Origin of the sequence: Caldichromatium japonicum, from assembly GCF_011290485.1 — a bacterium.
Classification (GTDB): domain Bacteria; phylum Pseudomonadota; class Gammaproteobacteria; order Chromatiales; family Chromatiaceae; genus Thermochromatium; species Thermochromatium japonicum.
This window is the reverse complement of the sequence record NZ_CP048029.1, coordinates 534,721-560,368: the sequence shown is the minus strand read 5'-3', so window position 1 is coordinate 560,368 and position 25,648 is coordinate 534,721. Positions and strand designations below refer to the sequence as shown.

Genomic DNA, 25,648 nt, shown 5'->3' with positions numbered 1-25,648 from the left:
GTGTATCTCAACTCTTCTCGTTGTTGTTGGTCAGCGCTGCAATCAGCGGCTGGTCATACTTGCTCTGAAGGTGCGCGGCCAGCCGTTCGCGCGGGACAAGATGCACCGCCTGGGACTCCCAGCCCATGTCGGTCGGATCGCCGCCGACGCGCTTGGCCCGGTAGTAGCGTGTCGTCGATGTGCCGCGCTCGACGTCAGCCAGAAATCCGGTGATCTCGACCTTGAGTCCAGACTTTTCAAACGCCTCCTTGATCGCCGAGGCTTGCGGATTGATGCCATCCTCAAGCGTACCCTTGGGGAACGTGTTGTCGTATCCGCCAAACCGATTGGATGGCGAGATCGTCCAGACTCGCCCGTCGGACTCCTCGACCACCACGCCAACGGACAGATGCTTGCCCTTGGCAACCTCGGGCAACGGCGGCTCCTTGAGATCGGGCTTCTGGCCTTCGACCGCGTTCCCGCCATAGAGCTTGTACGGGCAGTCCCCGCCCAGACCGCGCGGGATGAAGGTCGCGATCTTGTCCGGCTGACCCCAGTGCGCCGCATCGGTCTCGACGTGCGGCTCGTACAGGCCAACAGGCTCGCCGACGTCGTTGGGCTTGGGATGGATCGCCTTGGGGATCGGCTTTGGCTTGGGGGGCGCTGTGTGGCCTTTGACGCCCCCGCCAGGCGCCGGCTTTGGCTTGGCCACCACATTAGTCGCGTACGGCTTGACATAGGTGCCGTCGCGCTTGGTGTAGCCATGGACTTGGGATTTTTGCAGCGGCTCGGACTCGACCGGCGGATCCGGATACCCCATCAGCATGCAGATGACATACTGCATGGCATCGGGTAAGTGGTGCTCGGTCGCGCCATTACGCGCCGCCAGGTAGGCGCTGACGACCTGATGCGCCAGGGCGAAAAACAGCCCGGCCACCGGATCGCTGTTGTCGAACCAGAAGTCGTTCCCGTAGTTGACCTTCAGCGACGCCAGGAACACGCGCGCCTTAGACTCCAGGCCGCCGAGCCTGGCCGTGTTCCAAGTGGTAACGCGATACCCCTTGGTCTTGCCGGTGAAGATCGCCGACATGCGCCGGCTGGCTTCCTGCATCTCGCGCTCGACGTCCGGAATGTCCAGCTCGCCTGTTTCGCCGCGCTTGCAGATCGCCTGGATCTCGCCCGCGAACTGAGCTACCAACTCGGAAACGAACTCCGGGTTTCCGAGTGAGTTTTCGCCCAACCCCTCTGCCAGCCCGTCCGGAGGCCGGCCACCATCCCACTGTTGGTGTTATTTGTCCATTTAGGCCGCCTTAAAGAAAAGAATGAAGGATTTGGTCAGGTACGGAGTCGTCGCCACCTGATCGGCCAGACTGGAGATGTAAGACTCATCTGGCGGTAGCATTAACACCTCCAATTCTAGACCTTTCTTACCCTTCAGCCCACCTAATTTTTTCTTCATCTCGGCGCGCAGAATGACAAATCGCTGCCCCATCAACTGGGTCCGGTTCAGATACGATTCGCAATACACCATTATTGATCCGAAACCAATGAACTTGTATTACGCGGCATCATGGAGCTTGGGATGCTGGAAGTAGCGCATGACGCGTTGGGGGGAATTGAGAAGGCGGCGCAGGTGGCTGACGGTCGCCTTCTTGAGATCGCCCTTGGCGCGGGAGGGCGCCTGCGCGGTGATGGTGGCCTTGAGCATCTCGTTGGGGTTCAGTGCTGGGCTGTAGGAGGGGAGGGAGGAGGCCTCGATTTGATTGGCGCATGCAGCCAGCCAGGCCTTGACCGGCTTGGTGTGATGCACGCGCAGGTTGTCGAGGATGAGGAAGATCTTCTTGCCCCTGGCGTCCTTGACGAGCCGCTTCATGAAGTCGATCAGGATGTCGGCGTTCATCGCCCCCGCGAACGCCTTCCGACGCACCTTGCCGCGCACCTCGTCCGAGCGCAGCCCCGTTTCATCGCCCCAGTGGATTTCGGCGCCCTCGGCCTTGGCGCGCCGGGCAATGTCCGGGTAGATCTCCTCAAGCCACGTCTTGCCCGCCGGCGGGCTTTGCTCATAGGCGCGCCGAATCGGTTTCTGGGGCGTCAATCCCCAGCGCACCATGTACTTGCCTTCCCCCTGCGGCCTGAGCTCGATGCCAAAACGGTCGAGGATCAACTGCCGCACCGCCTGCCGGCTCCACAGCGCAAACGGCAGCTTCAGCTGATCCGGTGTCCCGTCGCACATGAGCTTGCGTATCTGGGCGTCCTGCTCCGCCAACAGCGCCCGCTTCTCACCCACCTTGCGCCCACCCCCCTTTCCCTTGGGCCCCTTCGCGCCCATAGCCTTTGCAGATGTCGAACACCCCTGCGCCCAACAATCCCCTCTGCGCGCCTATCGCTTCATACCTCCAGCCACGCCGCCGCTCTTCGCGCGCCGCAAACGACAGCAATCTCATGTCTCGTCTTTCCATGCCCACGACATCAGGACAGCTCACTCAATTTCAAAAGTAGACAGCTCACTCAATTTCAAAAGCATGTGTTTCAGAACAGGAGGGCTGGAGCCTTGAACACCGTCATGAGTAAGATCGCTGCCATACCCGCTATCCTCTTGGCGCTCGCCGGTTGGGCGCTGATCGCCTCCAGCGCGGTTGCCATGCTATCTGGGCCTTATGAGGGACGCACCTGTCAGACCGAGTGCGTCCAATGGCTGTTCTTCTCTGGGACGGGGAGCGCTGTCCTGGGCCTGATCCTGGGGATCATCGGTCTGCGCCTGGCCCAGGGATACCGGCTCAGCCAGGTCGCGCTCTGGATCGCAGGCCCACTATGCGCGATCGTGCTGACTATCGTCCTGATCGGCAATCTGGCCTGAGCGGTTTTCGGCCAGGCGCTCGGCGAGCATCCGCAGGGTCATCCCCTCCAGACAGGACGCCAAGGCGGTGTCGATACAGGCCATGAGGTCGCTGATCGGCGGGTCGAGTCGTCTATTCCCCCACTGCCCCTCGCCGCAACGCCGCGCCTGCTCGACAATCTCCAGTATGGAGATGGCCTCGGGCGGGCGTCTGAGCACATAGCCGGCAGGGCTCGCGGCCGTGCGTACCACATAGCCGCCCTGTTCGAGTAGATCCATGGTCGGACGAATCGCCTGCGCTGACTGACGTATCAGCCGGGCCAGGGCTTCACAGTGCGGTGGCGGTGCACCGTCGAGATAGGCGCGGGCGATCCAGGCGGCCAGCCGCAAGGCTAGCCATTCGCGTTCGCGGGGGCTTAAGCTCGGCTCACGCTCCGGCGTCTCCAGTAGCTCGGGATGCTGATGGTAAAAAGCGAGGCTGCTGCCGAAGAGCAGGATCAGCCAGCCGATATAGACCCACAGCATGAACAGGATGAGGATCGCCAGGCTAGAATAGATGGCAGTGTATTGGGTCGAGCCGGCCATGAACTGACCGAAAAGCCCGCCGATCGTCTCCCACAGCAGACCCGCGACGACCCCCCCCAGCAATGCCGATTGCAGCCGCACCTCGGTATTGGGTACGAAGCGATAGACAAAGGCAAAGGTCGCCGAGATCATGAGATAGGGCGCCAGGATGCCCGTTGCCCGCAGCATCCAATCGATCGCCTCCGAATCCATGAACGAGCGAATCAAGGGATTGCCGCCCAGTGAGGCCGAGACCCCAATGGCCGAAAAGAACAGCACGGGCCCGATAGTGAGCACGCTCAGATATTCGATCACCCGCTGGGCCAGGGCGCGTTCCTGATCCACCCGCCAGACATAGTTGAACGCTTGCTCGATCTTCTGTATCAAGGACAGCACCGTATAAAACAGCATCCCCAAGCCCAGCGCCCCGAGCACCCCTACCTGCATCCGATCGACAAAACCCACGAGCTGGCGGGTGATTTCGGCGCCTGATTCCCCTAGGGGGGCCAAGGCATTGGCAAGTAAGGGCTCAAGCTGGCTGTGCACCCCAAACCCCTTGAGCACTGAAAAGCTCACGGCCAAGAGCGGCACCAGGGACAACAGGGTGGTATAGACCAGACTCATCGCATAGAGGCCAAGCTGGCTATCGCTCAGGTCGCGCGCCAGGGCATACACTAAACGTCCAAGATAGAGGGCCCAACGCAGAGTGGGGGCGAGTTGGGCGGGATCGGCCCCCCACAGGCGTTCTTTGATCTTGGCATGGATTGCGGGCATGGGTTTTGGCGGCTTGATGGGCATGCACCGCCATATCCAGGAGGGCGGCGCTGACTCCGCTGGGCCCCGCAGCGGCGGGCAACGTTGTACGATCTGTGTTTAACATCATCCCAAATTTAACCAGTCTAAATCTGGATGCTTGAGGATTGCAAATCCCGCTCGCCAGTGGATAGGTGCGGTTGCGAGTCCGTACCTGCGCTAACCTATGGATCTGCGAGGGCCCTTGTAGACTGAGGATGGCGCCTATCCAGCGGCTGCTTTTGATGGTTTTTTCCATCTCGGAATCGGGGTGGTTTGCCGATTAGACTAGCCACCCTGTGGCCGATCACCCCTTGTTCCCCTCTTGCAATACAGGCAGCCGTGGACAGCCGTTTTATCCATTTGCATCTACATTCCGAATACTCCCTGGTCGATGGTCTGATCCAGCTCAAACCCCTGGTCAATGCAGTCGCCAAGGCTGGAATGCCTGCCGTTGCCCTTACCGATCAAGGCAATCTCTTTGGCCTGGTGCGTTTTTACAAGGCGGCGGTTACCGCCGGTATCAAACCGATCGCCGGTGCCGATCTGTGGATACGCCATCCCGAGGACCCTACCAAACCGCATCGCCTGGTCCTGTTGATCCAAGACCAGCGGGGTTATCGCAATCTGATCGAGCTCGTCTCGCGCAGCTTTCTCAAGGGTCAAGAGGCCGGTTTCCCCCAGGTCGATCCGGCATGGATCAAGGGACATCACCAGGGCCTGATCGCGCTCGCAGGCCCAGGCAGCGACCTGGCCGAGGCGCTGGTGAAGGGTCGCACCAAAGAGGCCGAGCGGGTCCTCGACCGTTGGCTCAAGGTTTTTGGCGATCGCTATTACCTGGAGCTGGTACGCACTGGGCGAGGCCGGGAAGGCCACTGGATCGAGGCGTGCGTTGACCTCGCCCTCCGCCGCGGGGTGCCGGTAGTTGCGACCAACGATGTGCGTTTCTTGAGCCCGGACGACTTCGAGGCCCATGAGGTGCGGGTCTGTATCCATCAGGGGCGCATGCTGGATGACCCCGACCGCCCGCGGCTCTATAGCGAGGAACAATATCTGCGCACCCCCGCCGAGATGTCTGAGCTCTTTGCCGATCTCCCCGAGGCCCTGGTCAATGCGGTCGAGATCGCCAAGCGCTGTAACCTGGAGCTTAAGCTCGGCAAGCCGCATTTGCCCATCTTTCCCGTGCCTGCCGGCATGACCACTGAGTCGTTCTTTGCCGAGGAGTGCCGCCGCGGTCTGAACGAACGACTCAGCCACATCCTGGACCCCGCCGACCCTGACTCTGCCGAGCGGCGCCGGCTCTATGAGGAGCGGCTGGAGAGCGAGCTTGCCGTCATCACCCAGATGGGCTTTGCCGGTTATTTCCTGATCGTCGCCGACTTCATCCGCTGGGCCAAGGAAAACGGCATCCCCGTAGGCCCCGGGCGCGGTTCGGGGGCAGGTTCATTGGCGGCCTATGCCATCCGGATCACCGATCTTGACCCGATCGCCCACAACCTCCTGTTTGAACGCTTTTTGAACCCAGAGCGGGTGTCGATGCCAGACTTCGACATCGACTTCTGCATGGAGGGACGCGACCGCGTCATCGAATATGTCGCCCAAAAATACGGGCGCGAGGCGGTCTCCCAGATCATCACCTTCGGCACCATGGCCGCCAAGGCGGTGGTGCGCGATGTCGGGCGGGTGATGGGCTATCCGTATGGATTCGTCGATAAGATCGCCAAGATGGTCCCCTTCGAGCCAGGGATGACGCTGGATAAGGCGCTCGCCGAGAGTGAGGACCTCAGGCGCGTCTATCAGGACGACGAGGAGGTGCGAGCGCTGATCGACATGGCGCGCAAGCTCGAGGGTCTGACCCGTAACGCCGGCAAGCACGCCGGCGGGGTGGTGATCGCCCCTGGCAAGCTCACCGACTTCACGCCCCTCTATTGCGAACCGGGTGGCGAGGACCCGGTCACTCAATACGACAAAGATGACGTCGAACAGGTCGGGCTCGTTAAGTTCGATTTTTTGGGACTGCGCACGCTCACCATCATCGATTGGGCGCTCAAGACCATCAATGCCCAACGCGCGGCGCGCGGCGAGTCACTCATCGATCTCGAGCGCATCGACCCCCATGACCCTGACGCCTTCGCCATGCTCAAACGCTGCGAGACCACAGCGGTCTTTCAGCTTGAATCGCGCGGGATGCGCGAGCTGATCAAAAAGCTCCAGCCCGATTGCTTCGACGACATCACCGCGCTGGTGGCCCTCTTTCGCCCTGGACCTTTGCAGTCGGGGATGGTCGATGACTTTATCGAGCGCAAGCACGGGCGTGCCCCAATCCTTTACCTCCATCCCCATCTTGAGCCGATCCTCAAGCCCACCTACGGCATCATCCTCTACCAAGAACAGGTGATGCAGATCGCCCAGGTCCTCGCCGGTTATTCGCTCGGTGGCGCCGACCTCCTGCGCAGGGCGATGGGCAAGAAGAAGCCAGAGGAGATGGCCAAGCAGCGGGCAACCTTTGAGTCAGGTGCCGAGGCGCGCGGGGTCGATCGCCAGCTCGCCGCCCAGATCTTTGATCTCATGGAGTATTTTTCTGGATATGGATTTAATAAGTCACACTCGGCGGCTTATGCACTTGTCAGCTATCAGACCCTATGGCTGAAAGCGCATTATCCGGCGGCGTTCATGTCGGCGGTCCTCTCGGCGGACATGGACAATACCGACAAGGTGGTCACCTTGATCGACGAGTGTCGCTCACTCGGTCTGCGCATCGAGCCGCCGGCGATCAACCACTCGGACTATCGCTTCAGCATCGCCAGGGAGAAGGCGATCCTCTATGGTCTGGGAGCCATCAAGGGGGTCGGGGCGTCGGCGATCGAGGCCATCCTCCAGGCGCGCGCCCAAGGCCCCTTCCGCGACCTCTGGGATCTGTGCATGCGGGTGGATCTACAGCGGGTCAACCGGCGGGTCCTTGAGTCCCTGATCCGTGCGGGGGCGCTCGATGCCCTGGGCCCCAATCGCGCCACCCTGATGGGGCATCTACCCCTGGCGCTTCGGGCCGCTGAGCAATATCGCGAGCGCCGCGCCGCCGGTCAGGTAGATCTCTTTGGCGCCTCAGGATCGAGCGATCCACCGCGCCCTGATCCCCAGACCGCCGGTGAGTCGCTTCCCGATTGGGAGGACGAGGAACGGCTGCGCGGCGAAAAGGAGACCCTCGGGCTTTATCTCACCGGCCACCCGCTGGCGCGCTATGAAGATGAACTTCGCTCCATGGGCTGCATCCGCATCGCACGTCTGCTCGAGACCGACCGCGAGCTTGGGCGGCGTGAACGCGAGCTCTACCATCTGGTGGGCCTGGTCGTCAATGTCCGCCATAGCAAGGGCAGCCGCGGACGGCTGGGGTCGATGGTGCTCGATGACCGCACGGGGCGCATCGAGGTCACAGTCTTTTCCGAACTCTATGAGCAGGTGCGCCCTTTGCTTGCAATCGATCAGATCCTCAGCGTCAGGGGGACCTTGAGTTTCGATGATTTTCGCGACACCTGGTCGCTACGCGCCGACTCGGTACGCCTCTTTGAGGAGGCGCGCGCGGCGAGCGCCCATCATCTGTTCCTCCTACTCGATCTGTCCGACCCTGCCGCTCATGCCCAAGGACTGGAGCGGGTGCGGGCACTCCGCGAGCTCTTGGCCGATTATCGCGAGACCGACCCCCAGCGCAGCCTGCCGATCCGTCTGCTCTATCGCTGCCCAGGGGCCCAGGGCGAACTGATGCTTGGACGCGCTTGGCGGGTGAGGCCCGCGGACGCCCTGCTCAAGGAGTTGCGCCAATTGCTGGGTCCAACGGGGGTCAGCGTTTCCTATGAGCGCCTACCCCAATCGCTCCCTGGCCCAGAAGCACTGCCACGGCTATCGGCAGTGTCTTGAAGACTAGGGATGCAATGAGATACGCAGTACTTTGCGGCGCATTCGACCTAACAGGCCGTTGAAAAACGTCGCGAGGATAGCCAGATGCAAGGCGCCCGGAGCGCAGCGACCGAGAAAACGAGCCGTAGGCGATGTTTCGGTGAAGGCTTACATGAGCGAAGCGAATGTTATGCCGAAACCACATATCAAGTAGATAGGCGAGGGAGCGAAAACCAGGTTTCGGCGGAGGCTAACATCGGCGCAGCCGATGTTAAGCGCAGCGGCCGAAGCCAACACCGCGCAACGCCGCAGATGGCCCATCGCAGTAGTTTTTCAACGGCCTGTTAAGCATGTCTTTTAGCATGCCGTTGAAAAAGTGCTCTTCGAACGCATCAGGGGCGCTGATTTCGAAGAATCGAGCCGCCCAGACGCGGCTGTGCAGCGATTGCGACGTGCATTTCGGCCTGTTTGCAGGCCGTTTTGCCCATTTGGCGAAGCCTTTTCAGGCCATCTTGCCTTGGGCGCACGTATCCCAGGACTCACGCATGATGCGCGTCCCACCAGCCGCCGATTGCCCCAAGGCGCACCAGGTTGTAGGTGGCAAAGCACAGCAGCGCCTGGCCCGTGAGCTTGGCCTGGCCGATCAGCTTGGTCTTGGCCAGACCGCCCACCGTCTTGATCCAGCCAAAGGCCTCTTCGATACGCTTGCGCACTTTGAGGCTGGTCTTGTAGCCCTCGTGCCGTTTGGTGCGGCCATCGACCGCCGAGTGCTTGTCCTTGGTCGCCACGTGCGGCGTGACCTTGAGTTGGCGGCAACCCCCGATGAAGTCCTTGGTGTCGTAGCCCTTGTCGGCTGCGACTGTGACCCGCTTGTTTGTGTTGCCCCGCCGTTTGAGCATCGCCAGCGCCGCCTCGCGCTCGGCGGTGCCGCTGGCGTGGGTGATCTCGACATCCACGATCAGGCCGTTGCGGTTCTCCATGAGGATGTGGCACAGACGGGACTTGTCCCCTGGGGCTTTCTTGTAAAGCCGGGCATCGGCGTCAGTGGTGCTCTCGTGGGTGTCGTTGCAGCGCGCCTGCCCTTTGAAGTCCACCTCGGGGTTGCGCCCAGGCGTCGTGCCGCTGTCGTCGTCTTTGCGCTTGAAGCTCTTGTGCGAGACCCAGGCCTCAATGAGCGTGCCGTCGACGCTGAAGTGTTCGTCGCTGGCGAGCTTGGCCCACTGCGCGCTGCGCTTGACGCGCTCGAAGAAGGCGCGCGCAAGGTCTTCATTGAACAGGCGTTCGCGGTTGGCGCTGAAGGTCGAGTGGTCCCAGACCTTGTCTTCGATGTTCAGACCCACGAACCAGCGATAGAGCAGGTTGTAGTCGATGGCTTCGACCAGCTGGCGTTCGCTGCGGATGGAGAACAGGATTTGCAGCAGCAAGGCCTTGAGCAGCATCTGCGGCGGCACCGAGGGGCGGCCGCGGCGGGCGTAGACCGCTTCGAACTCGCGGTTCATGGTTGCCAGCAACGCATCGACCACGGCGCGCAGCTTGCGCAGTGGGTGGGCCTGCGGCACGCGCTCTTCAAGGCTGATGTAGCTGAACATCGCCCCCTGGAAGTTTGGATTGCCTCTCATCGTGCTCGTCTGTGCGTCGTTCTCGGTTGACTTCAGATCGTACCGCCCGACGCGGGGGTCGGCAGGGGATTTTTCAACGGTCTGTTAAACTTCGATCGCAACGATTTTCAAAGAGGTCATCATGGGAGCTGATTGGAGCAGAGAGGGCTGGCACAGGCTATACCTCTCTACAAACCTGACCAGGCACCATGCTTATGTGGTGCTTAGCGGGATCGTCCTAGTCCTTGGCCCAATGCAATCTTCCACGGCTGCTCACTGGGGCGCACGCCTGAGCGATGGTGCGCGCATTGAGGTCGAGTCAGGTACACACCGCGCCTGGCGCTTGGAAGCAGGGCAGCGCGCCCCATTGTGGGATGGGGTACACCGCCTCGAGGATGGCTCGGTGGTGATCGTGCGCGATGGGGTAGCGGTACCGACCGAGCCCATGCTGCGCGCCTGGGAATCCCCTCCCCCACGCCAGGAAGAGACGGATGAGCGCACGCTTGGACCCTGCAGCGCATTGATCGAGCGGGTCTGTGGTGCCGATGGGCGCTGCGGTGAGACCGAGCCTTGTCGCCTGGCGCGCGAGCTGTTGCAGATAGGCCGCGAGACCCTGCCGGCTGAGCTGAAACAACCGCTATCTCCTTCAGTCGGCAGCCAGTGCAGCGAGGCGCTAGGGAATCCGTTTTTCATCCCCTGTCGCTGAACAGGGCGATGGGTTTGTGAGCCGATTCTGACGGAGTAGGGAAAAATGGCATTGCATCTTAAGACACGCTGGAAGGACGAGACACGCGACCGCTCCCTCGGAGATGTTGCCAGCGCGCTGGCGGCGGTTGCCTGGCGGATTGCGCTGGCCAAGGCGATCAATCTCCACTGCGAGCGTTTTGTTTATCGCGACGACGCCCAGCGTCTGGCAGTGATCCAGGAATATCTGGCCTTTCTGCTCCAAGTCGCCGATCGCTTAGCTTTTGAAGCGCTCGCCGAGGCCGAGCGCCGAGCACTGATTGTGGAGTTTGCCAAACGTCTCTGCGCCCATGTCCAAGACAATGGCGAAGACCTGTTAGGTCCAGGCGATCATGCGGCAGCCTTCCTTGCGCGCCTGAATGAGCGTTCGGATGAATATGCCGAGTTCCAACTGACCGATGAGGGCCCGAGCTATGCCTTTTTGCGTCATCTCGGCCATACTATCCAAACCCTCATGGGCGAGGCGGATGAAAACCGGTGGGTAATCGATCAGGTCATGGACAAGGATGGCTGGGAGGCCTATCAGGACTTTCGCCGTGCCTATCGCAACCTCCTGGGATGATTTCATGCTTGCATTTCGCCGACTCAGAGGCCATCATCCATGTGCCGTCGCGCATCTCGCCACTCAGTTTACATGCCCCGAGAGATACCTCTGCGACGTGCTCAACTCAAGCAACCTGTTTAGGTGCTCATCTGCAAATCAAATCCACCGGTCCCCTGTACCAATAGTTTGCAGGCGGACCGTCTTCATGGAGAACTCTAGGTATGGTCCTAAAGATCGGCGGCGACATGCTAGCGCTGGATGCCGCTATCCGTCAGCAGATCGAAAAGGAAGGCAGCAAACTCATGGAACGTTTCTCCGACGAGCTGAGCGAGGCTCAGTTCAATATCCAAGAAGAATTCGATCCGTTACGCGGTCACCGGGTGCGCTGCGAGCTCAGCGCCAAACTGGGCTCCGGCCAGCAGATGGTGATGCGTGAGACGCGCAAATTGCCCAACGAGGCCATCACCGGTGTTTTCGATGCCGCACATCAGGCCCTGCGGCGGTTGCGCCGTCAACGCTTATCCGCTCTAGCCCCTTCCACCGCCCCGGTTGTAGCCGGAGCCCAGATCGCGCGTTGAGGCCAAGCCTTGCGGCAGCAGCCGTCATCCCCAATGATGGGGGATCGCCGGCCATCCCTAATAGGGGTTGTGTCCGTATCTGATCCCTGCTGTCTATCCATCCAGCGATGAGGACTCTCTGCATGAAGGTTGCGGTCATCGGCGGGACCGGCTTCGTCGGCCTGCATATCACCCGTCAGCTTCTAGCCGAAGGCCATGTGCCGCATCTTCTGGTGCGCCCGGGCAGCGAGCACAAGGTCGCAGACCCTGTGGCCTGCAAGCTCGTCCGCGGCGAGGTGCGCGACCTCGGCGCCCTGGTCGAGTGCGTGCGCGGTTGCGATGCGGTGATCTATCTGATCGGTCTGTTGCGTGAATTCCCCGCGCGCGGGATCACCTTCGAGGCCATGCACTATCAGGGGGTGGTCGATACCATCGCCGCCGCCCAAGAAAACTGCGTCAACCGCTTCATCCTGATGAGCGCCAACGGCGTGCGGCCGGACGGCACGGCCTATCAGCGCACCAAGTATCGCGCCGAGGAAGCCCTTAAAGGCTCTGGCCTCAAATGGACCATCTTTCGGCCCTCGGTGATCTTCGGCGACCCCGAGGGCCGAATGGAGTTCTGCTCCCAGCTCAAACGGGAGATCATCGACAGCCCCCTGCCGGCACCCCTGTTCTTCTCTGGTCTGTTGCCGACGCAGGCCGGGCTCTTTGAGCTAGCGCCGGTCAGCGTCCAGGACGTCGCCCGCGCCTTTGTCCTGGCCCTGAGCGAACCGCGTACCGAATCTCAGATCTATCCGCTCTGCGGCCCCGAGCGCCTGAGCTGGAAGGCGATCCTGACCACCATCGCCGCATCCTGCGGGCGCACCAAGGCGATGGTGCCGGCACCGGTGCTGCCGATCAAACTTGCGGCGGGGCTCTTCGATCGCTTCTCCTGGTTTCCGATCACTCGCGATCAGATCCAGATGTTGCTTGAGGGCAATGTCTGCACCGGCAACGATAGCTTTGCCAGGTTTGGCCTCACCCCGACCCGTTTTGGGGTCGAGCAACTCGGCTATCTGCGCGATAGCCGATGACTAGGTCCATGACATTGGTGCCCGTAGGACCGGTATGGAGCAGGTCGCCGCTCGTCTCCAAGAAGCGCCCTGAGTCGAAGCGCTCCAGACAAAAGCGGGCGGCGAGCCCTGCAAGCTCGCCCCGCGCAACCGTCTGACCATCGATCAGGGCGCCGGCATCCTCATGGGGGGCCATCCGTGCCATCGCTACTGATGCACAGCAGCCAGCAGTCGGTGCGCTCCACCAACTCGCTCGCTGCGGCCAAGGCGAGATGCTGATGGCGTCCGCCGCGTCCTGGATGAGGCGGCAGCCGGAGCGTAGTCTCGCCACCGCACACATAGATCCCAGGATCTGCGCCCATGAGCTGGCGGGCGATGTGCTGCCCCGCACGCTCAGCATCGTCGGTTAAGGGCTTAGGCGAGCGCCAGACGGCAAGTCTCTAGGCGCGAGCAGCGGCAGCGACTGCGTCCTGGGCTGAGCTTAAGACGAGCTCAACCTGAGGGCCGTTAAGAGGCAGGGTGGCGTCGGAAAGACCCTTGTCCACCCAAGACCTCAGGCAAGCCGGCAAGTCGAGCGATCTCAGCTCTGCTGCGAGATCGGCAACCGGCACCAAGGGCCCAGAACCGATGAGCTCTGCGCGATCGCCCGGCACATCGGATATGGCCAATTGCCGGACCTTGCGCCCTCGCAGCTGGGCCAACAGCCCACCGCCCTTGATCCGCGACAGCACCTGCGCACCCTCATCCTGAGGAGCCAACCCTAGTATTACAAGCTGTGCGTGATAGTGGATGATTTTCCACATGGAAAGCGCGATGATGGGCACAGGCAAGGCGGCGAAGCGGCTTGGCGTCTCGGTCAAGACCTTGCAACGCTGGGAGCGCGAAGGGGGTTTGATCCTGGTGGCGCGAACAGTCGCGAGGCACAAATCCGCGAGTTGATTGGCTTGCGCAATAAGGTATCAGAGCCAATGCGGATTGATGCCTACTGTCGCGTATCCAGTGCTGCGCAGAAGCCAGAGCTAGGTCCTCTTCTCAATCGTGCGCATAGTGCTATGTCATATGCAAGCGAGGTTGCATAAATCGTTCACAGTCACTGACATGGCGAGGGGCTGTTCACAGTGGGTGAAGTCTGGTCATATCCTGACTTTTGCGCAGGAGTCAGGATGGAGCGGAAGATGTTATGAGATGAGCGGTGGGCACGCATTGAGCAGCTGTTACCGGGGAAGAAGAGCGATCCGGGTTGCACAGCGAGGGACAACCGGCGCGTTGTCAAAGCCGTGCTCTGGATCATGCGCACCGGCTGTCTGTGGCGCGATTTGCCAGCCGAGCTGGGCCACTGGCACCGGACATATGTGCGTTTCTCGCGCTGGCGCGAGAAAGGTGTTTGGGAGCGCGTGGCCGCCGCACTGCAAGGCGATGCCGACATGGAGCATCTGTTCATCGACTCGACCATCGTGCGCACCCACTCACATTCTGCTGGCGCCCTAAAAAAGCGGGCCAACAGGAAATCGGTCGCTTGCGGGGCGGGTTGACGACCAAACTGCACGTTGCGGTGGATGCCTTGGGCAATCCGCTGCGCGTCATTCTCTCGGCAGGGCAGGTCGCCGACATCGAGCAGGCCGCGGCGTTAATCCAGGACCAACCGACCGAGTGCGTCATTGCCGACAAGGGTTACGACTCGGATGCCCTTGTCGAAACGGTGACCGCACAGGGCAGCCAGGCGGTCATCCCCCCACGCTCCAACCGACTCAATCCGCGCTCGTTCAACCGGCATCTCTACAAAAACCGCAATCTGATCAAGCGCTTCTTCTGTCGCATCCAGCAATTCAGACGCATCGCCACGCGCTACGACAAGCTCGCCTCGTCTTCCCTGTCGTTCGTTTATCTGGCTTGCACCATCGCCTGATTGACTTGATTGAGAATAACCAAAAGCCCCCAACAGGCATCGCCGAGGGCGGCAAGCGCACCCTCGGTCATGGATGCAGGCGCTTTGCCGACGGCATCGATCCAAACCGGGACCTTGGGCAAGGGGCGTCGCTCCAATGCCGTTTGCACGAACCGCACGCTGGCGACGGCATCCAGACCTATCTACATTAAATCGAGGAGAAGGGGACGCGGGTCATGCGCCATGGAAGGGATCGCGTACACGCCGGTTACCCTGGCGAACCTGCCCCTGCCTTACCCAGGGATCAGGGATAGGCACTGCTGAACGGAGGATCCATCGCTCTGATGCCGGCATGCGCCGAGATGACGACATGGCCGGCTGAGGACCAACTGGGTGTCTTGCGCTGTCCCTTGGGGGTGTTTGCGGCGGTGGAGACGGATTGCAGGTCCATCATCAGATACTTATGATTCGGCCACCCGCGGTCTGATGCACCGCCTTGCCCAACGGAACCCCTCCATGTCCCTGTGCGCTAAATGTAGCAATCCGCTATGGCCTTTCCTGCTGGCATCGATCATTGCCGGCGTCATCACCTATCTGACTTGGCTGGTCCTGGGTCTGACCCCGCTCAGTTTTGGCCAACGTTTGAGCGGTGCACTGACCACCTTCGTGGTGAGCGAGGCCGCGCTCTTTGCCTATGTGATCCAGTGTCTCCAACGCCATTGTCAGCACGATCAGCGGCGACCGTCTTCTAATAGACCTTGAAATGCACTCATGGGCTGGACCTGCGTCACCCGGTCGCGCAGATAGACCGGCAGGGCCTGGGTCGCCTCGACCCAGTGCCCCGCACCAAAGTCGGCAGCGGCCAGACGCGCGATGTCCTCGGCCTCGCAGATCGCCTCGGGGTTGGATCCGGTGAGCGCGCCTCCAAGCCGTTGGGACAACTGTGCGCCATGCATACCCCAACCCGAGCCGACCCCATACCAGCCATCGTCTGGTGGTAGCTCTACCCGTTCCGGCGCGCAGACCTTTTCCGCCCCCTGTAATAAGGCAAGACCCCCAGCGCCGATCTCATAGTAGCCCCAATAGACCTCGTCCATACGGGCATCGAGGGTGGCCAAAATCCGGCGGTGGCCTGAACGCCTGAACTGTCCTTGGGCGATGGCAGCCAGGGTCGAGATTGGCACCACCGGCAACCCCGCCCCGAACGCAGCGCCTTGGATGACTGCGGCAGCGATCCGCACACCGGTGAATGAGCCGGGACCGCGGCCAAAGGCCAATGCATCCAACCCCTTGAGCTCAAGCCCCGCCTGATCCAACAGGCTTTGCATCATCCCCAGAATCAGTTCACCCTGCCGCCGTGGAGTGAGGGCGATCTGTTGGATGACCTCGCCCCCGAGCAATAGGGCGGCTGAACAGGACGGGCCCGAGGTATCGATCGCAAGTAGCCTCATGGAGTCTCGGCAATGATTCCAGAGTGACGCAACAGGGCATCGATCCTGGGGTGGCGTCCGCGAAAACGGATGAATAGATCCATCGCGTCCTCTGAGCCACCCTTTTCCAGGATGTTCTCCAAGAACGACCGGCCAGCGGTCGGGTCAAAGATCCCGCGCTCCTCGAAGAGCGAAAAGGCATCGGCAGAGAGCACCTCCGCCCATTTGTAGCTGTAATAGCCCGCCGCATAGCCACCGGCGAAGATGTGCGAAAAGCTATGGGCAAAGCGATGGAAGGCGGGCGGGCGGATAACCGCCACACGATCGCGGACCTCCTCCAGGATCTCATAGACCAGACCGCCGCGCTCTGGGTCATATTCTAGATGGAGCCTAAAGTCAAAGAGCGCAAACTCGAGCTGTCTGACCATCTGCATCGCTGACTGGAAGTGCTTGGCCGCGATCATCCGCTGAAAGAGCGCCTCCGGCAGAGGCTCGCCGGTTTCCCAATGTGCCGCGAACAGATCGAGCGATTCGCGCTCCCAGCACCAGTTTTCCATGAATTGACTGGGAAGCTCCACTGCATCCCAGGGTACCCCATTGATACCGGCGACCCCCGAATAATGGATCCGGGTGAGCAGATGATGCAATCCATGTCCGAACTCATGGAACAGGGTCAGGACCTCATCATGGGTGAGCAATGAGGGGCGCTCCCCGACCGGCGGCATGAAATTGCATACTAGATAGGCCACCGGGATCTGGTCATAGCACTTGGTGTGCATCCGATTGGCATAGGCATCCATCCAGGCCCCGCCCCGCTTACTGGGACGGGCGAAGGGGTCGAGATAAAACTGACCGCGCAGCTCGCCGCCTGCATCACGGATCTCGAAAAAGCGCACATCGGGATGATAGGTAGGGAAAGATTCGATCTCCTCGATGCGGATACCGAAGAGACGCCCGACGATCGCAAAGAGACCTTGCAAGACCCGATCGATCGGGAAATAGGGGCGCAGTTCCTCCTGGCTGATCTGATAGCGATGGAGGCGTAGCTTTTCCGAGTAATAGCCGATATCCCAGGGCTCAAGCCGCTCGATCCCGTATCGATCACGGGCGAACGCTGAAAGCTCGGCGAACTCGCGGCGCGCCTGCGGCAGGGAGCGATCTGCCAGATCCTCGAGAAAGCCCATGACCTCTTGCGGCGAGCGCGCCATCTTGGTCGCCAGCGAGCGTTCGGCGTAGTTATTGAAGCCCAGTAACTGGGCCAGCTCATGGCGCAGCCTAAGGATACGCTCCATGAGTGGGCCATTGTCCCAGCGCCCGGCATGCGGCCCTTGATCCGAGGCGCGGGTACCATAGGCCTCATAGAGCTCATAGCGCAGGTCCCGGTCATCGGCATAGGTCATGACCGGCAGGTAACAGGGCACATCTAGGGTCAAGACCCAGCCATCCAGCCCCCGCTGCTTGGCGTTCTGACGCGCCAGCGCCAAGGCCGACTCCGGCAATCCAGAGAGCCGACTGTCGTCTTGGAGGTGCTTGCTCCAGCCATGGGTCGCATCCAAGACGTTTTCACCATATTTGTTCGTGAGTTGTGCAAGCTCCTGGCTGATCTCTTTGCAGCGCGCCTTCTGTTCTGGCGGTAGGTCCACCCCCGAGAGATGAAAGTCGCGCAGGGTGTTTTCCAAGAACTTGCGCTGTGCCTGATCGAGATGCTCTTGGGCGGCAACCGCGCGATAGGCGGCAAAGAGTGCCTCGTTTTGGCCCACCTCGGTGCCATAATCGCTGAGCTTGGGCAGACAGGCGTTATAAACCGCGCGCAAAGGCTCGCTATCGAGTACGGCATTGAGATGCGCCACCGGCGACCAGGTCCGCTCCAGCCGATCATTGGCCTCATCGAGCGGCTCGACGAAGTTCTCCCAGGTAGGGACCTCAATCTCAGTGGTCAGGCGCGCGATGGTGCTGCGGCACTCGGCAAGCCGCGTCTCGACAGCAGGTTCGACATGTTCGGGGCGGATACGATCGAAGGCCGGCAGGCCTTCAGTAAGCAATGGATTGGACATGCAGGTTCCAGTGTGTTTGCTAAAACAAGCGATCTCTTGAGTTAGTCAGACAATAGACCCTGACCCCCTCCAGCCCCACCCTGGATCTGGAGCGAACGTTTGATCTCAGCGACCGAGCGCGGTCGATAGACATCCAGAAGACACAGATGGTGGCGCCACAACTGGATGCGATAGGGCTCGCTATCTAGGCCGATCGGCTGCCAATCCTGATCAACCGGCGTAAAGCCTTGGTCTGTACCATAGGCAAAGACCCGATATTGCCCGCGCGCCGTACAGCGGATCCCCTCGAACGACAGATTCGGGGTCCCTGACGGTGAGCGGATAAGGATGGTATAGCGCACCACCCCATCCTGGCCTATAACCAGATTGCGCCCATCTATAAAATAACGGAATACCCCAGAGCCGCTAGCGACGTTTAACGGCAATAAATCTGCCTCCTGCGGCAGGGGCGGCAGCCAGCTTGGATCTTCTGACCAGGGCAAAGGGGTGTTGACACTCGCCGGGACCGGCGGTTCGGGTTCATGGATGAAAGGGCTCTGCTCGGCGGCGTTGAGCGCGGTCGCAAGTACTGTGCTGGTCAGCCAACCACCCCAAATCCCAGCGCGGATTTTGCTCAAATGAATCGGCATAGGCCTAAATTTGGCAGTGTGATACATGGCATAACGATATTCCGATCCCCCTTGATGAGGGCCAGGTTAACATCCATGTTGTTTTGAGGTTGCCTAGACAAGGCAACTGCAATTTATCCAGGTAATGTGTCGAGTGATCAAAGGTATGCATCAACCGACCGCCGGTGGACGACATACCCTCCCTGCGATCGATCCGAACGCCCTGCTCAATTCATTACATGCCGGGGTGGTGGTGCATGGTCCAAGGACCGAGATCCTCTATGCCAATGCGCGAGCCTTGCAGCTTTTGCGTCTGACCCTGGATCAGGCCCTGGGCAAGGAAGCGTTCGATCCGGCATGGCATTTTCTCGATGAGGACCGCCGCACCCTGCCAGTTGAGCGCTATCCGGTCAATCAGGTCTTGGCAAGCGGACAGCCCCTGACCAACCAGGTTATCGGCATCATTGACAGCCGTTCTGCTGCGATGACCAAGGCAATCTCGCCAAGGTCGTTGTAACCTTCATCGACATCACCAGAAACAAACAGGATATCCCTTTTGAGCAGATCATCGCTCATGCCCTCGATATCGTGGTCGTGACCGAGGCCAATCCCTTGACGGGAGAGGGCCCGCGTATTCTCTATGTGAACCAGGCATTTACAGAGCTAACCGGCTACACAGCTGAGGAAATCATCGGTCAGACGCCGCGCGTCCTCCAGGGCCCCAATACCGAGGATGGGCAAGAATACTGGATCGAGGTCAATATCTTCCCCTTGCGCAATAGTTGGGGAGAAGTCACACATTTTGCCGCCATCGAGCGCAACATCACCGCCCAAAAGATCAAGGAACATACTCTCATCGAGCAGACGCTCACCGATCCCCTGACTGGGCTGCTTAATCGCCGCGGCTTTTTGGGGCGTGTACAACATCAGATCCTGAACACCTGGCCGAGCGCACAGCCTGGGTCGCTTGCCCTGATCGATATCGATTTTTTCAAACACATCAACGACAGCCACGGCCATCTGGTTGGCGACCAGATTTTGGTTCATTTTGCGCAGCTTTTACGTGCCTCACTTCGCGCAAGCGATGTGATCGGTCGGTATGGAGGCGAGGAGTTCGCGGTCTTTTTGCCTGGTGCCAATAGCAACTGTGCCCAAGCTCTCATGGACAAGTTCCGGCAGCATCTGGCATCCACCCCGTGCGAGTTAAACAACGGCGAAAGACTTGGCGCCACGGTGAGCATCGGCATCGCTGGTATGGATCTGCATGGAACAGACCTAGTCAAACTGATCCAGGCCGCCGACCGGTCGCTGTATACAGCGAAACGCAGCGGACGCAATCGGGTGTGTATCGCCGATTAACTCGACCAATGAGCGACAGGACTCGTTCTTCAGGGCGAGGATGGCAAAGCGAACCGCCATCCGCGCGCAGAGGTTGCGGTCGGGTGTTGGCGATCGGCAGGGAACGCGAGCAAATCTGCGTGCGGCAGATCCAGGACAAGCGTGGCAAGACGTCCCGCGAAGACGGATTGACCGCAGTGCGCGGAGAGAGTCCATCCATGTACAGGCGATCGCTGGGGCGAAAGGTCCGGGGGATATGCATCACGACCGTCTTTGTGCACATCGAATTGTGCGCGCAGGGGTGGGCTAGCGGATAGCCTGGGCATAGACCTCCCACGGATGCTCGATCCGAGCCGTCAGGAACGAGCTCCCTGGATCAACCCAGGCCCGGCCGCGGATGGCACAGCGTCCCAGCAGCATGCGAAAGCGCATGGTTTCGCGATTGGTCAGGGTGAGCTCGATCGTCCAGCGTTGATCGGCCAGTACCAAGAGGGTCGCGATCACATAGCGCTCCTCACGATGGCCGCCCGAATCGCTCACCAAACGCCGATCAAGCACAGATGCCTCGCAGTGAACCACGAGATCGGTCCGGCCCTGAAGTGGATGGACGCCAAACCGGATATATCGCTGGCCGGCGCGCCTGAACGGATCGACATAGAAGGCATGCAGGGTCGAGGTCCGCGCCCCCGTATCGACCTTGGCCTTGATCGCTGGCAGAGCCAGATCGGGCAGAGCCAGCCATTCGCGCCAGCCCAGCAACAATGGACGTGCGCCTGGGGGGCGCTCGCTGTCCTTGTCCTCAGTCGGGCTATGTAGTGCCTCAGCCACCATCCTCTGCCTCTCTCGACTATATCATCGCGCAATCGATCGAACTTACAATAAACAGCATTCCTTCACTGTCCTCCGTCAACGCCCATGCGCCGTCTCTCATTCAGCCGTTCATTGATGATCCTGTGCTCACTTGCCCTGCCCGCCGCCGCTGAGGTCGGCACCGCCAAGATTATGGCCCCCTGGGAGGCCAATGGTCAGATCTTTCAAGTCGCGGTGGATAAGCTCCAATTCATCGGGACCTTCGAGGGGATCATGTATATCGAACATGGCGATGGGCTCTTGGATACCGCGATCTTTACCTGCCCCTCCACCCAGATCATCTATGTGCTCAACAATACCATCTCGGCCCAGGGGTATTGCGCGATCGAAAGCCCCAGCGGAGACTATGTCTTTGCCGAATACGCCTGCGAAGGGCAACCCGGGGTGTGCAAGGGGACCTTCACCCTCACCGGTGGTACCGGTAAGCTCACCGGTATCACCGGCCAAAGCCAGATGGTGGTGCGCACGGCCTTGAGCGGCACCAGCAAGGATGAGGTCACGGGCGGAACGGTCTCGGCGGCCAAAGGGCTGGCGGTCTGGCCGGAGATGCGTTTCGAGGTCCCCGGCTTAAGCGCCCGCGCTGGGCTCTTCGGCGCAGCGCCGGCCGCATCTACCGACGGCAGCGGCGCACCTGCCGGTGAGGGAGCGGCACCGGGCGGCGACGGCGCCCAATAATGATTCGCCGCATCCACCAGACCCCTGCAACCACACCGACCGACCTCAGCCTAGAGGCGAGGTCAAGAGATAATACACAGCCCCTGCCGCGCCCAATCCCAGCAGGGCGACAAATCCGAGCAGGCCATAGATCAGGCCCAGGGAGTTGCGCAGCCGCTGCTCCAGGGTCTGGGCAACCTGTTGGGCCTGGGCGATGACCCGCTCCTCTGCCTGCCGCACCTCGCGCTGGGCAGCCGAGACCACCTGGTGCGCGATCTCCTCGGCGTTTACCCAATCCTGGGTACGGCTCGCCAGTATCTCGCTCAACTTCTGGTTGACCCAATCCTGGATCTGAGCACGCTCGGTCTGGAGGGTGCGGCGGATCAGATCAGGCAGGGTCTCGGTAGTCAAATGGGTCGCCATGGCCTGGAGATCTGCCAGGGTCGGCCGGGGCGGGGCTGACTGGTCGGCAGCGCGTGCCTCATCGATCAGGCGGCGGGTCTCATTGCGTAGGGCCTCGGTGAGATCGCGCCGCAGCTCTTCGAGCAGGGGGGTGAGCAATCGCGGCAAGCGTTCGGCAAGCTGGGTCTCGATCAACCGGCTGACCGCCTCTTCCGACAGACCAGCGGGTGCAGCGACAGGTATCTCGGGCGGTACGCTGACAACAGGGGCAGGAGCGACAGAGGCAGCGGCAAGCGCTGCCTTCAGACGATCCAGTAGGTCAGGCAGGCGTTCGGGCGCCGAGGACTTAGGCAGGATGGCGAAGGCCCCCTTGGCACGCGCCTGTTCGGCGAACTCGTCCTCTTCCTGCGAGGTACACATAACCACCGGGATGGCCGCCAGGTGCGGGTCTTGGCGGAGGATGTCCAAGGCCTCGAAACCATTGAGCCCGGGCATCAGATGGTCCATGAAGATCACATCGGGCAGGCTCGATTTGAGCTTGGCGAAGGCATCCTCGGCCGATTCGGCTATCTCGACCTCGATTCCGTGCTTTTGCAATTGCAACCGCAGCGCATAGCGCGCCGACTTGGAGTCATCGACCAGCAGTATCTTCATCGCGGGGTCCCTCTGATGGATTGCAAGGGGGTTGGGGATAGCGGGTGGTCTATCGCACAGCTGATCCTAGGGCTCTATGTTAGCCTAAGGCGTGCGCTGCATCCCCCTCTAGACCATCCATGATCGAGTTCCACTGCCTTTCCGACTCAGAGCAGCTCGCCGAGGCTGCGGCGCGCCAGGTGCTCGTCGCCGCCGAGGCCGCCATCACCGCCCGCAGGCGCTTTCGTCTGGTGCTCGCCGGCGGTCAGACCCCCCTTGCGACCTATCGCCGTCTTGCCGAGATGTCGGCGGAGTGGGGGCACTGGGAGGTCTTTTTTGGCGATGAGCGCTGTCTGCCACAAACGCACCCGGAGCGCAACGACCAGGCGGCGCGTCTGAACTGGCTCGATCGCGTACCGATCCCCCCCCAGAAGATCCACCCCATCCCCGCAGAACTCGGGGCCAAGACTGCCGCAGCTCGCTATACTGACCTGATCCAAGGGCACCTGCCCTTCGACCTGGTGCTGCTTGGGCTCGGTGAGGACGGGCATACCGCAAGCCTCTTTCCCGGTCATCCCAGCGATGCGGATGCCCTAGTCATCCCCGTCTATGATGCCCCCAAGCCCCCGCCCGAGCGGGTCTCCTTGGGCCCGCGGGCGCTGAGCAACTGCCAATCCGTGCTGATGTTGGTCTCAGGTCAGGGCAAACGCCAGGCCCTGGCGCGCCTTCGCGCGGGTGAAGACCTGCCCATCGCCCGCATCAGACCGCGCGGTCAGTTGCTGATCCTGGCCGATGCCGCGGCATGGGGCTGAGCCAAGTCTCCTTGGGCGTCCTGCGCCGCCTCGGCCACCAGCGCTTGCCAGGCGGGATGGGCGGCGATGAGTGCCAGGGCCTGCTGCAACAGGGTCTGCCCGGGCTCCATCTTGAACCAGGTCGAGGCACCAGAGGGGTGTGGCAGAGGGATGACATCGGCGTTCCAGCCTTGGGGGGCACGATAGACCCACTGCCGACCGATGCGCTCGCTTAAACGCGCGGCAGGCAAGAGCTGGGCGATGGCCAGCCGACCCACCGGCAGGATGAGCCGGGGGCGCAGGAGCTCAAGTTCACTAAGCCACCACCTCTGACAGTGCGCAACCTCCTCGTCGTCCGGCAGCCGGTCCCCGCCCCTGGGGTTTTTGCCCGGAAAACAGCGGCAGACCGCGCTCATCAGGACGCGCGCGCGAAAAGCGCGTTCATCCAGGCCCAAGGGGGCGAACCACTTGAACAACGTCTTGCCCGCGGTCCAGCAGAAGGGGCGCCGCTCGCTGATCTCGCGCGCCCCCGGGGCCTGGCCGATCAGCATCACCGGCGAGAACACCGACTCGCCGTGCACCGCTGGACCCTGCATGCGCGGACACAGGCAGCAGGACTCGAGGCGCGCATGCAAGGCCTTGAGCGCTTGGCTACGCGCCGCCGTATCCTGGGTGGTGTTCACGCCCCTCGTCCCCAGGTATCGCGCAGCCCGACGGTGAGATTGAACACTGGTCGCGTCGGGGTCGAGTCGGGATCGACGGTGAAATAGCCCTCGCGCTCGAATTGGAAGCGCTCGCCCACCTCGACCTGGGCGAGGCTCGGCTCGACGAGGGCATTATGGATGACCTTGAGCGCATGCGGATTGAGGTCGGCGCGCCAATCGCCGTCGGCGCCGGGGACCGGGACCCTAAACAGCCGGTCATAGAGCCTGATCTCGGCAGGGATGGTATGCGCGGCCGAGACCCATTGGATGACCCCCTTGACCTTGCGCCCTTGAGGGTCCTTGCCGAGGGTGTCTAGATCCACCGAGCAGCGCAGCTCGCTGATCTCCCCCGAATCATCCTTGATGAGCTCATCGGCGCGGATCACATAGGCACCACGCAGACGCACCTCGCCGCCTGGGGTCAGGCGCTTGAAGCCCTTGGGCGGGTGCTCCTCGAAGTCACGCCGGTCGATATAAAGCACTCGGCCAAAGGACAGGCGGCGGGTCCCCTGCGCCGGGTCCTTGGGGTGATTGGAAAGCTCAAGCCACTCGAGGCGCTCTTCCGGATAGTTCACCAGGACCACCTTGAGCGGATAAAAGACCGCCAGGCGGCGCGGGGCGGTGGCATCCAGGTCCTCGCGGATGGCATTCTCGAGCATCGCCATCTCGACCCGACCTTCAGACTTGGTGATCCCGATCCGCTCGCAGAAGGTGCGGATGGCGCAGGGGGTATAGCCGCGTCGGCGCAGTCCTGCTAGGGTGGGCAGACGCGGGTCATCCCACCCCTTGACATGGCCCTCATCGACCAGCTCGGTGAGCCGGCGCTTGCTCATCACTGTATATTCGAGATTCAGTCGGCTGAACTCGTATTGACGCGGGCGACTGGGGACGGAGACGTGCTCGATCACCCAGTCATAGAGCGGGCGATGGTCCTCAAACTCGAGGGTGCAGAGCGAGTGGGTCACCCCCTCGAGCGCATCCGAGATGGGGTGCGTATAGTCATAGGTGGGATATAAACACCAGGCATCGCCCGTCTGATGATGGATGACCCCGTGCTTGATGCGATAAAGCACCGGGTCGCGCAGATTGATATTGGGCGAGGCCATGTCGATCTTGGCGCGCAGAGTGCGACTGCCGTCAGGGAACTCGCCGGCGCGCATGCGCTGAAAGAGATCCAGATTCTCCTCGACCGAGCGGTCGCGCCAGGGGCTGTTGCGCCCGGGTTCGGTCAGGGTCCCGCGATAGGCACGGACCTCCTCGACCGAGAGGTCGCAGACATAAGCCAGCCCCTTGTGGATCAGCTCAATGGCGAACTGATAGAGCTGTTCGAAATAATCCGAGGCAAAATACAGCCGCTCGCCCCAGTCATAGCCCAACCAGCGCACATCGCGTTTGATCGCCTCGACATATTCGATGTTTTCCTTGTGCGGGTTGGTGTCGTCGAACCTCAGGTTGCATACGCCGCCGAAGGTTTCGGCGAGCCCAAAGTTGAGCACGATCGATTTGGCGTGACCGATATGGAGATAGCCGTTGGGTTCGGGGGGAAAGCGGGTCACGATGCGCTGACACCTGCCCGAGGCCAGATCAGTCTCGATGATCTGATGGATGAAATGGGTGCGCGGGGTCTCAGAGGCTTCGGTCATCATCATTAAGGGTGAACAACGCAGGCTGGATTGCGATCAAGGATCTATCTTAACCTATCAGCCCATCTGGAGCGCCCCG

Annotated in this window: 27 protein-coding genes and 2 pseudogenes; 13 read left to right on the top strand and 16 right to left on the bottom strand. The window is 61.3% G+C overall.

Annotated features, from left to right (window positions below):
- Positions 1-7: 7 nt before the first annotated feature.
- The 3 genes and pseudogenes from GWK36_RS02755 to GWK36_RS02745 all read right to left on the bottom strand — a co-directional run bounded on the left by GWK36_RS02755 (position 8) and on the right by GWK36_RS02745 (position 2,438).
- Positions 8-1,219: an NUDIX hydrolase gene (locus tag GWK36_RS02755; RefSeq protein WP_210756836.1), complete on the bottom strand. Its 1,212-nt coding sequence runs from the start codon at positions 1,217-1,219 to the stop codon at positions 8-10.
- Between the two features lie 60 nt (positions 1,220-1,279).
- Positions 1,280-1,510, bottom strand: coding sequence for a hypothetical protein (locus GWK36_RS02750; protein ID WP_166269871.1), 231 nt, complete (start codon positions 1,508-1,510; stop codon positions 1,280-1,282).
- Positions 1,511-1,537: 27 nt separating this feature from the next.
- A pseudogene (locus GWK36_RS02745) lies at positions 1,538-2,438 on the bottom strand (winged helix-turn-helix domain-containing protein).
- A gap of 92 nt (positions 2,439-2,530) precedes the next feature.
- Here GWK36_RS02745 and GWK36_RS02740 point away from each other — a divergent pair.
- A complete protein-coding gene (locus GWK36_RS02740) occupies positions 2,531-2,836 on the top strand; it encodes a hypothetical protein (RefSeq protein WP_166269870.1) in 306 nt (101 codons plus the stop codon).
- Here the strand turns inward: GWK36_RS02740 and GWK36_RS02735 are convergent.
- Positions 2,789-4,177, bottom strand: coding sequence for a YhjD/YihY/BrkB family envelope integrity protein (locus GWK36_RS02735; protein WP_246237633.1), 1,389 nt, complete (start codon positions 4,175-4,177; stop codon positions 2,789-2,791). The two genes, GWK36_RS02740 and GWK36_RS02735, sit on opposite strands and share 48 nt — an antisense overlap.
- Positions 4,178-4,513: 336 nt before the next feature.
- Between GWK36_RS02735 and dnaE the strand changes: the two genes are divergently transcribed.
- Entirely contained in the window at positions 4,514-8,083 is a 3,570-nt protein-coding gene (gene dnaE, locus GWK36_RS02730) for a DNA polymerase III subunit alpha (protein ID WP_166269869.1), read from the top strand.
- Positions 8,084-8,601: 518 nt separating this feature from the next.
- Here dnaE and GWK36_RS02725 read toward each other — a convergent pair.
- On the bottom strand, positions 8,602-9,681 hold the full coding sequence (locus GWK36_RS02725) for an IS5 family transposase (protein ID WP_166269868.1): 1,080 nt from the start codon (positions 9,679-9,681) through the stop codon (positions 8,602-8,604).
- A gap of 232 nt (positions 9,682-9,913) precedes the next feature.
- Between GWK36_RS02725 and GWK36_RS02720 the strand changes: the two genes are divergently transcribed.
- The 4 genes from GWK36_RS02720 (at position 9,914) to GWK36_RS02705 (ending at position 12,578) form a co-directional block, all read left to right on the top strand.
- Positions 9,914-10,366, top strand: a complete 453-nt coding sequence (locus tag GWK36_RS02720; RefSeq protein WP_166269867.1) for a hypothetical protein — start codon at positions 9,914-9,916, stop codon at positions 10,364-10,366.
- A gap of 45 nt (positions 10,367-10,411) precedes the next feature.
- The gene (locus tag GWK36_RS02715; protein ID WP_166269866.1) at positions 10,412-10,966 is read left to right on the top strand and encodes a hypothetical protein; all 555 of its coding nucleotides are present in this window, start codon (positions 10,412-10,414) and stop codon (positions 10,964-10,966) included.
- Between the two features lie 203 nt (positions 10,967-11,169).
- A complete protein-coding gene (locus GWK36_RS02710) occupies positions 11,170-11,526 on the top strand; it encodes an HPF/RaiA family ribosome-associated protein (protein WP_166269865.1) in 357 nt (118 codons plus the stop codon).
- A gap of 122 nt (positions 11,527-11,648) precedes the next feature.
- Positions 11,649-12,578 (top strand): NAD(P)H-binding protein, encoded by a 930-nt coding sequence (locus GWK36_RS02705; RefSeq protein ID WP_166269864.1) that lies wholly within the window; start codon positions 11,649-11,651, stop codon positions 12,576-12,578.
- Here GWK36_RS02705 and GWK36_RS02700 read toward each other — a convergent pair.
- From GWK36_RS02700 to GWK36_RS02690, 3 genes are all read right to left on the bottom strand, one after another.
- A complete protein-coding gene (locus GWK36_RS02700) occupies positions 12,523-12,753 on the bottom strand; it encodes an MOFRL family protein (protein WP_166269863.1) in 231 nt (76 codons plus the stop codon). The two genes, GWK36_RS02705 and GWK36_RS02700, sit on opposite strands and share 56 nt — an antisense overlap.
- Positions 12,740-12,919 (bottom strand): MOFRL family protein, encoded by a 180-nt coding sequence (locus GWK36_RS02695; RefSeq protein WP_166269862.1) that lies wholly within the window; start codon positions 12,917-12,919, stop codon positions 12,740-12,742. Before GWK36_RS02695 ends, GWK36_RS02700 begins: the two co-directional genes overlap by 14 nt.
- 78 nt (positions 12,920-12,997) lie before the next feature.
- Complete coding sequence (locus GWK36_RS02690) at positions 12,998-13,417, bottom strand: DUF4147 domain-containing protein (RefSeq protein WP_246237632.1); 420 nt, start codon at positions 13,415-13,417, stop codon at positions 12,998-13,000.
- On the opposite strand from GWK36_RS02690, the gene GWK36_RS15980 reads away from it, so the two are divergent.
- Positions 13,347-13,496, top strand: coding sequence for a MerR family DNA-binding transcriptional regulator (locus GWK36_RS15980; RefSeq protein ID WP_425482771.1), 150 nt, complete (start codon positions 13,347-13,349; stop codon positions 13,494-13,496). The genes GWK36_RS02690 and GWK36_RS15980 overlap by 71 nt on opposite strands.
- A 263-nt stretch (positions 13,497-13,759) precedes the next feature.
- Positions 13,760-14,463 (top strand): annotated as a pseudogene (locus tag GWK36_RS02680) (IS5 family transposase).
- Here the strand turns inward: GWK36_RS02680 and GWK36_RS02675 are convergent.
- Complete coding sequence (locus GWK36_RS02675; protein ID WP_166269860.1) at positions 14,439-14,585, bottom strand: hypothetical protein; 147 nt, start codon at positions 14,583-14,585, stop codon at positions 14,439-14,441. The pseudogene GWK36_RS02680 and the gene GWK36_RS02675 sit on opposite strands and share 25 nt — an antisense overlap.
- A gap of 373 nt (positions 14,586-14,958) precedes the next feature.
- Here GWK36_RS02675 and GWK36_RS02670 point away from each other — a divergent pair, with 373 nt between their 5' ends.
- On the top strand, positions 14,959-15,204 hold the full coding sequence (locus tag GWK36_RS02670) for a hypothetical protein (RefSeq protein ID WP_166269859.1): 246 nt from the start codon (positions 14,959-14,961) through the stop codon (positions 15,202-15,204).
- Here the strand turns inward: GWK36_RS02670 and tsaB are convergent.
- The 3 genes from tsaB to GWK36_RS02655 are packed head-to-tail and all read right to left on the bottom strand — an operon-like array spanning position 15,174 to position 18,555.
- Positions 15,174-15,893, bottom strand: coding sequence for a tRNA (adenosine(37)-N6)-threonylcarbamoyltransferase complex dimerization subunit type 1 TsaB (gene tsaB / locus GWK36_RS02665; RefSeq protein ID WP_166269858.1), 720 nt, complete (start codon positions 15,891-15,893; stop codon positions 15,174-15,176). The two genes, GWK36_RS02670 and tsaB, sit on opposite strands and share 31 nt — an antisense overlap.
- On the bottom strand, positions 15,890-17,926 hold the full coding sequence (prlC, locus tag GWK36_RS02660; RefSeq protein WP_166269857.1) for an oligopeptidase A: 2,037 nt from the start codon (positions 17,924-17,926) through the stop codon (positions 15,890-15,892). The genes tsaB and prlC overlap by 4 nt, the downstream gene beginning before the upstream one ends.
- A 41-nt stretch (positions 17,927-17,967) precedes the next feature.
- Positions 17,968-18,555 (bottom strand): CNP1-like family protein, encoded by a 588-nt coding sequence (locus GWK36_RS02655; RefSeq protein WP_166269855.1) that lies wholly within the window; start codon positions 18,553-18,555, stop codon positions 17,968-17,970.
- 145 nt (positions 18,556-18,700) lie between these two features.
- Between GWK36_RS02655 and GWK36_RS02650 the strand changes: the two genes are divergently transcribed.
- The gene (locus GWK36_RS02650) at positions 18,701-19,051 is read left to right on the top strand and encodes a PAS domain-containing protein (RefSeq protein ID WP_166269853.1); all 351 of its coding nucleotides are present in this window, start codon (positions 18,701-18,703) and stop codon (positions 19,049-19,051) included.
- 77 nt (positions 19,052-19,128) lie between these two features.
- Positions 19,129-19,893 (top strand): GGDEF domain-containing protein, encoded by a 765-nt coding sequence (locus tag GWK36_RS02645; RefSeq protein WP_166269851.1) that lies wholly within the window; start codon positions 19,129-19,131, stop codon positions 19,891-19,893.
- 285 nt (positions 19,894-20,178) lie between these two features.
- Here the strand turns inward: GWK36_RS02645 and GWK36_RS02640 are convergent, their stop codons facing one another.
- Positions 20,179-20,703, bottom strand: a complete 525-nt coding sequence (locus tag GWK36_RS02640; protein WP_166269849.1) for an ATP-dependent zinc protease family protein — start codon at positions 20,701-20,703, stop codon at positions 20,179-20,181.
- 114 nt (positions 20,704-20,817) lie between these two features.
- Here GWK36_RS02640 and GWK36_RS02635 point away from each other — a divergent pair, with 114 nt between their 5' ends.
- The gene (locus GWK36_RS02635) at positions 20,818-21,417 is read left to right on the top strand and encodes a hypothetical protein (RefSeq protein ID WP_246237631.1); all 600 of its coding nucleotides are present in this window, start codon (positions 20,818-20,820) and stop codon (positions 21,415-21,417) included.
- 45 nt (positions 21,418-21,462) lie between these two features.
- Here GWK36_RS02635 and GWK36_RS02630 read toward each other — a convergent pair whose 3' ends face one another.
- A complete protein-coding gene (locus GWK36_RS02630) occupies positions 21,463-22,452 on the bottom strand; it encodes a response regulator (protein WP_166269847.1) in 990 nt (329 codons plus the stop codon).
- Positions 22,453-22,571: 119 nt separating this feature from the next.
- On the opposite strand from GWK36_RS02630, the gene pgl reads away from it, so the two are divergent.
- Positions 22,572-23,243, top strand: coding sequence for a 6-phosphogluconolactonase (pgl, locus tag GWK36_RS02625; protein ID WP_166269845.1), 672 nt, complete (start codon positions 22,572-22,574; stop codon positions 23,241-23,243).
- Here pgl and GWK36_RS02620 read toward each other — a convergent pair.
- The gene (locus tag GWK36_RS02620) at positions 23,204-23,905 is read right to left on the bottom strand and encodes a uracil-DNA glycosylase family protein (protein ID WP_246237630.1); all 702 of its coding nucleotides are present in this window, start codon (positions 23,903-23,905) and stop codon (positions 23,204-23,206) included. The two genes, pgl and GWK36_RS02620, sit on opposite strands and share 40 nt — an antisense overlap.
- On the bottom strand, positions 23,902-25,569 hold the full coding sequence (locus GWK36_RS02615; RefSeq protein ID WP_210756902.1) for a glutamine--tRNA ligase/YqeY domain fusion protein: 1,668 nt from the start codon (positions 25,567-25,569) through the stop codon (positions 23,902-23,904). Before GWK36_RS02615 ends, GWK36_RS02620 begins: the two co-directional genes overlap by 4 nt.
- Positions 25,570-25,648 lie beyond the last annotated feature (79 nt).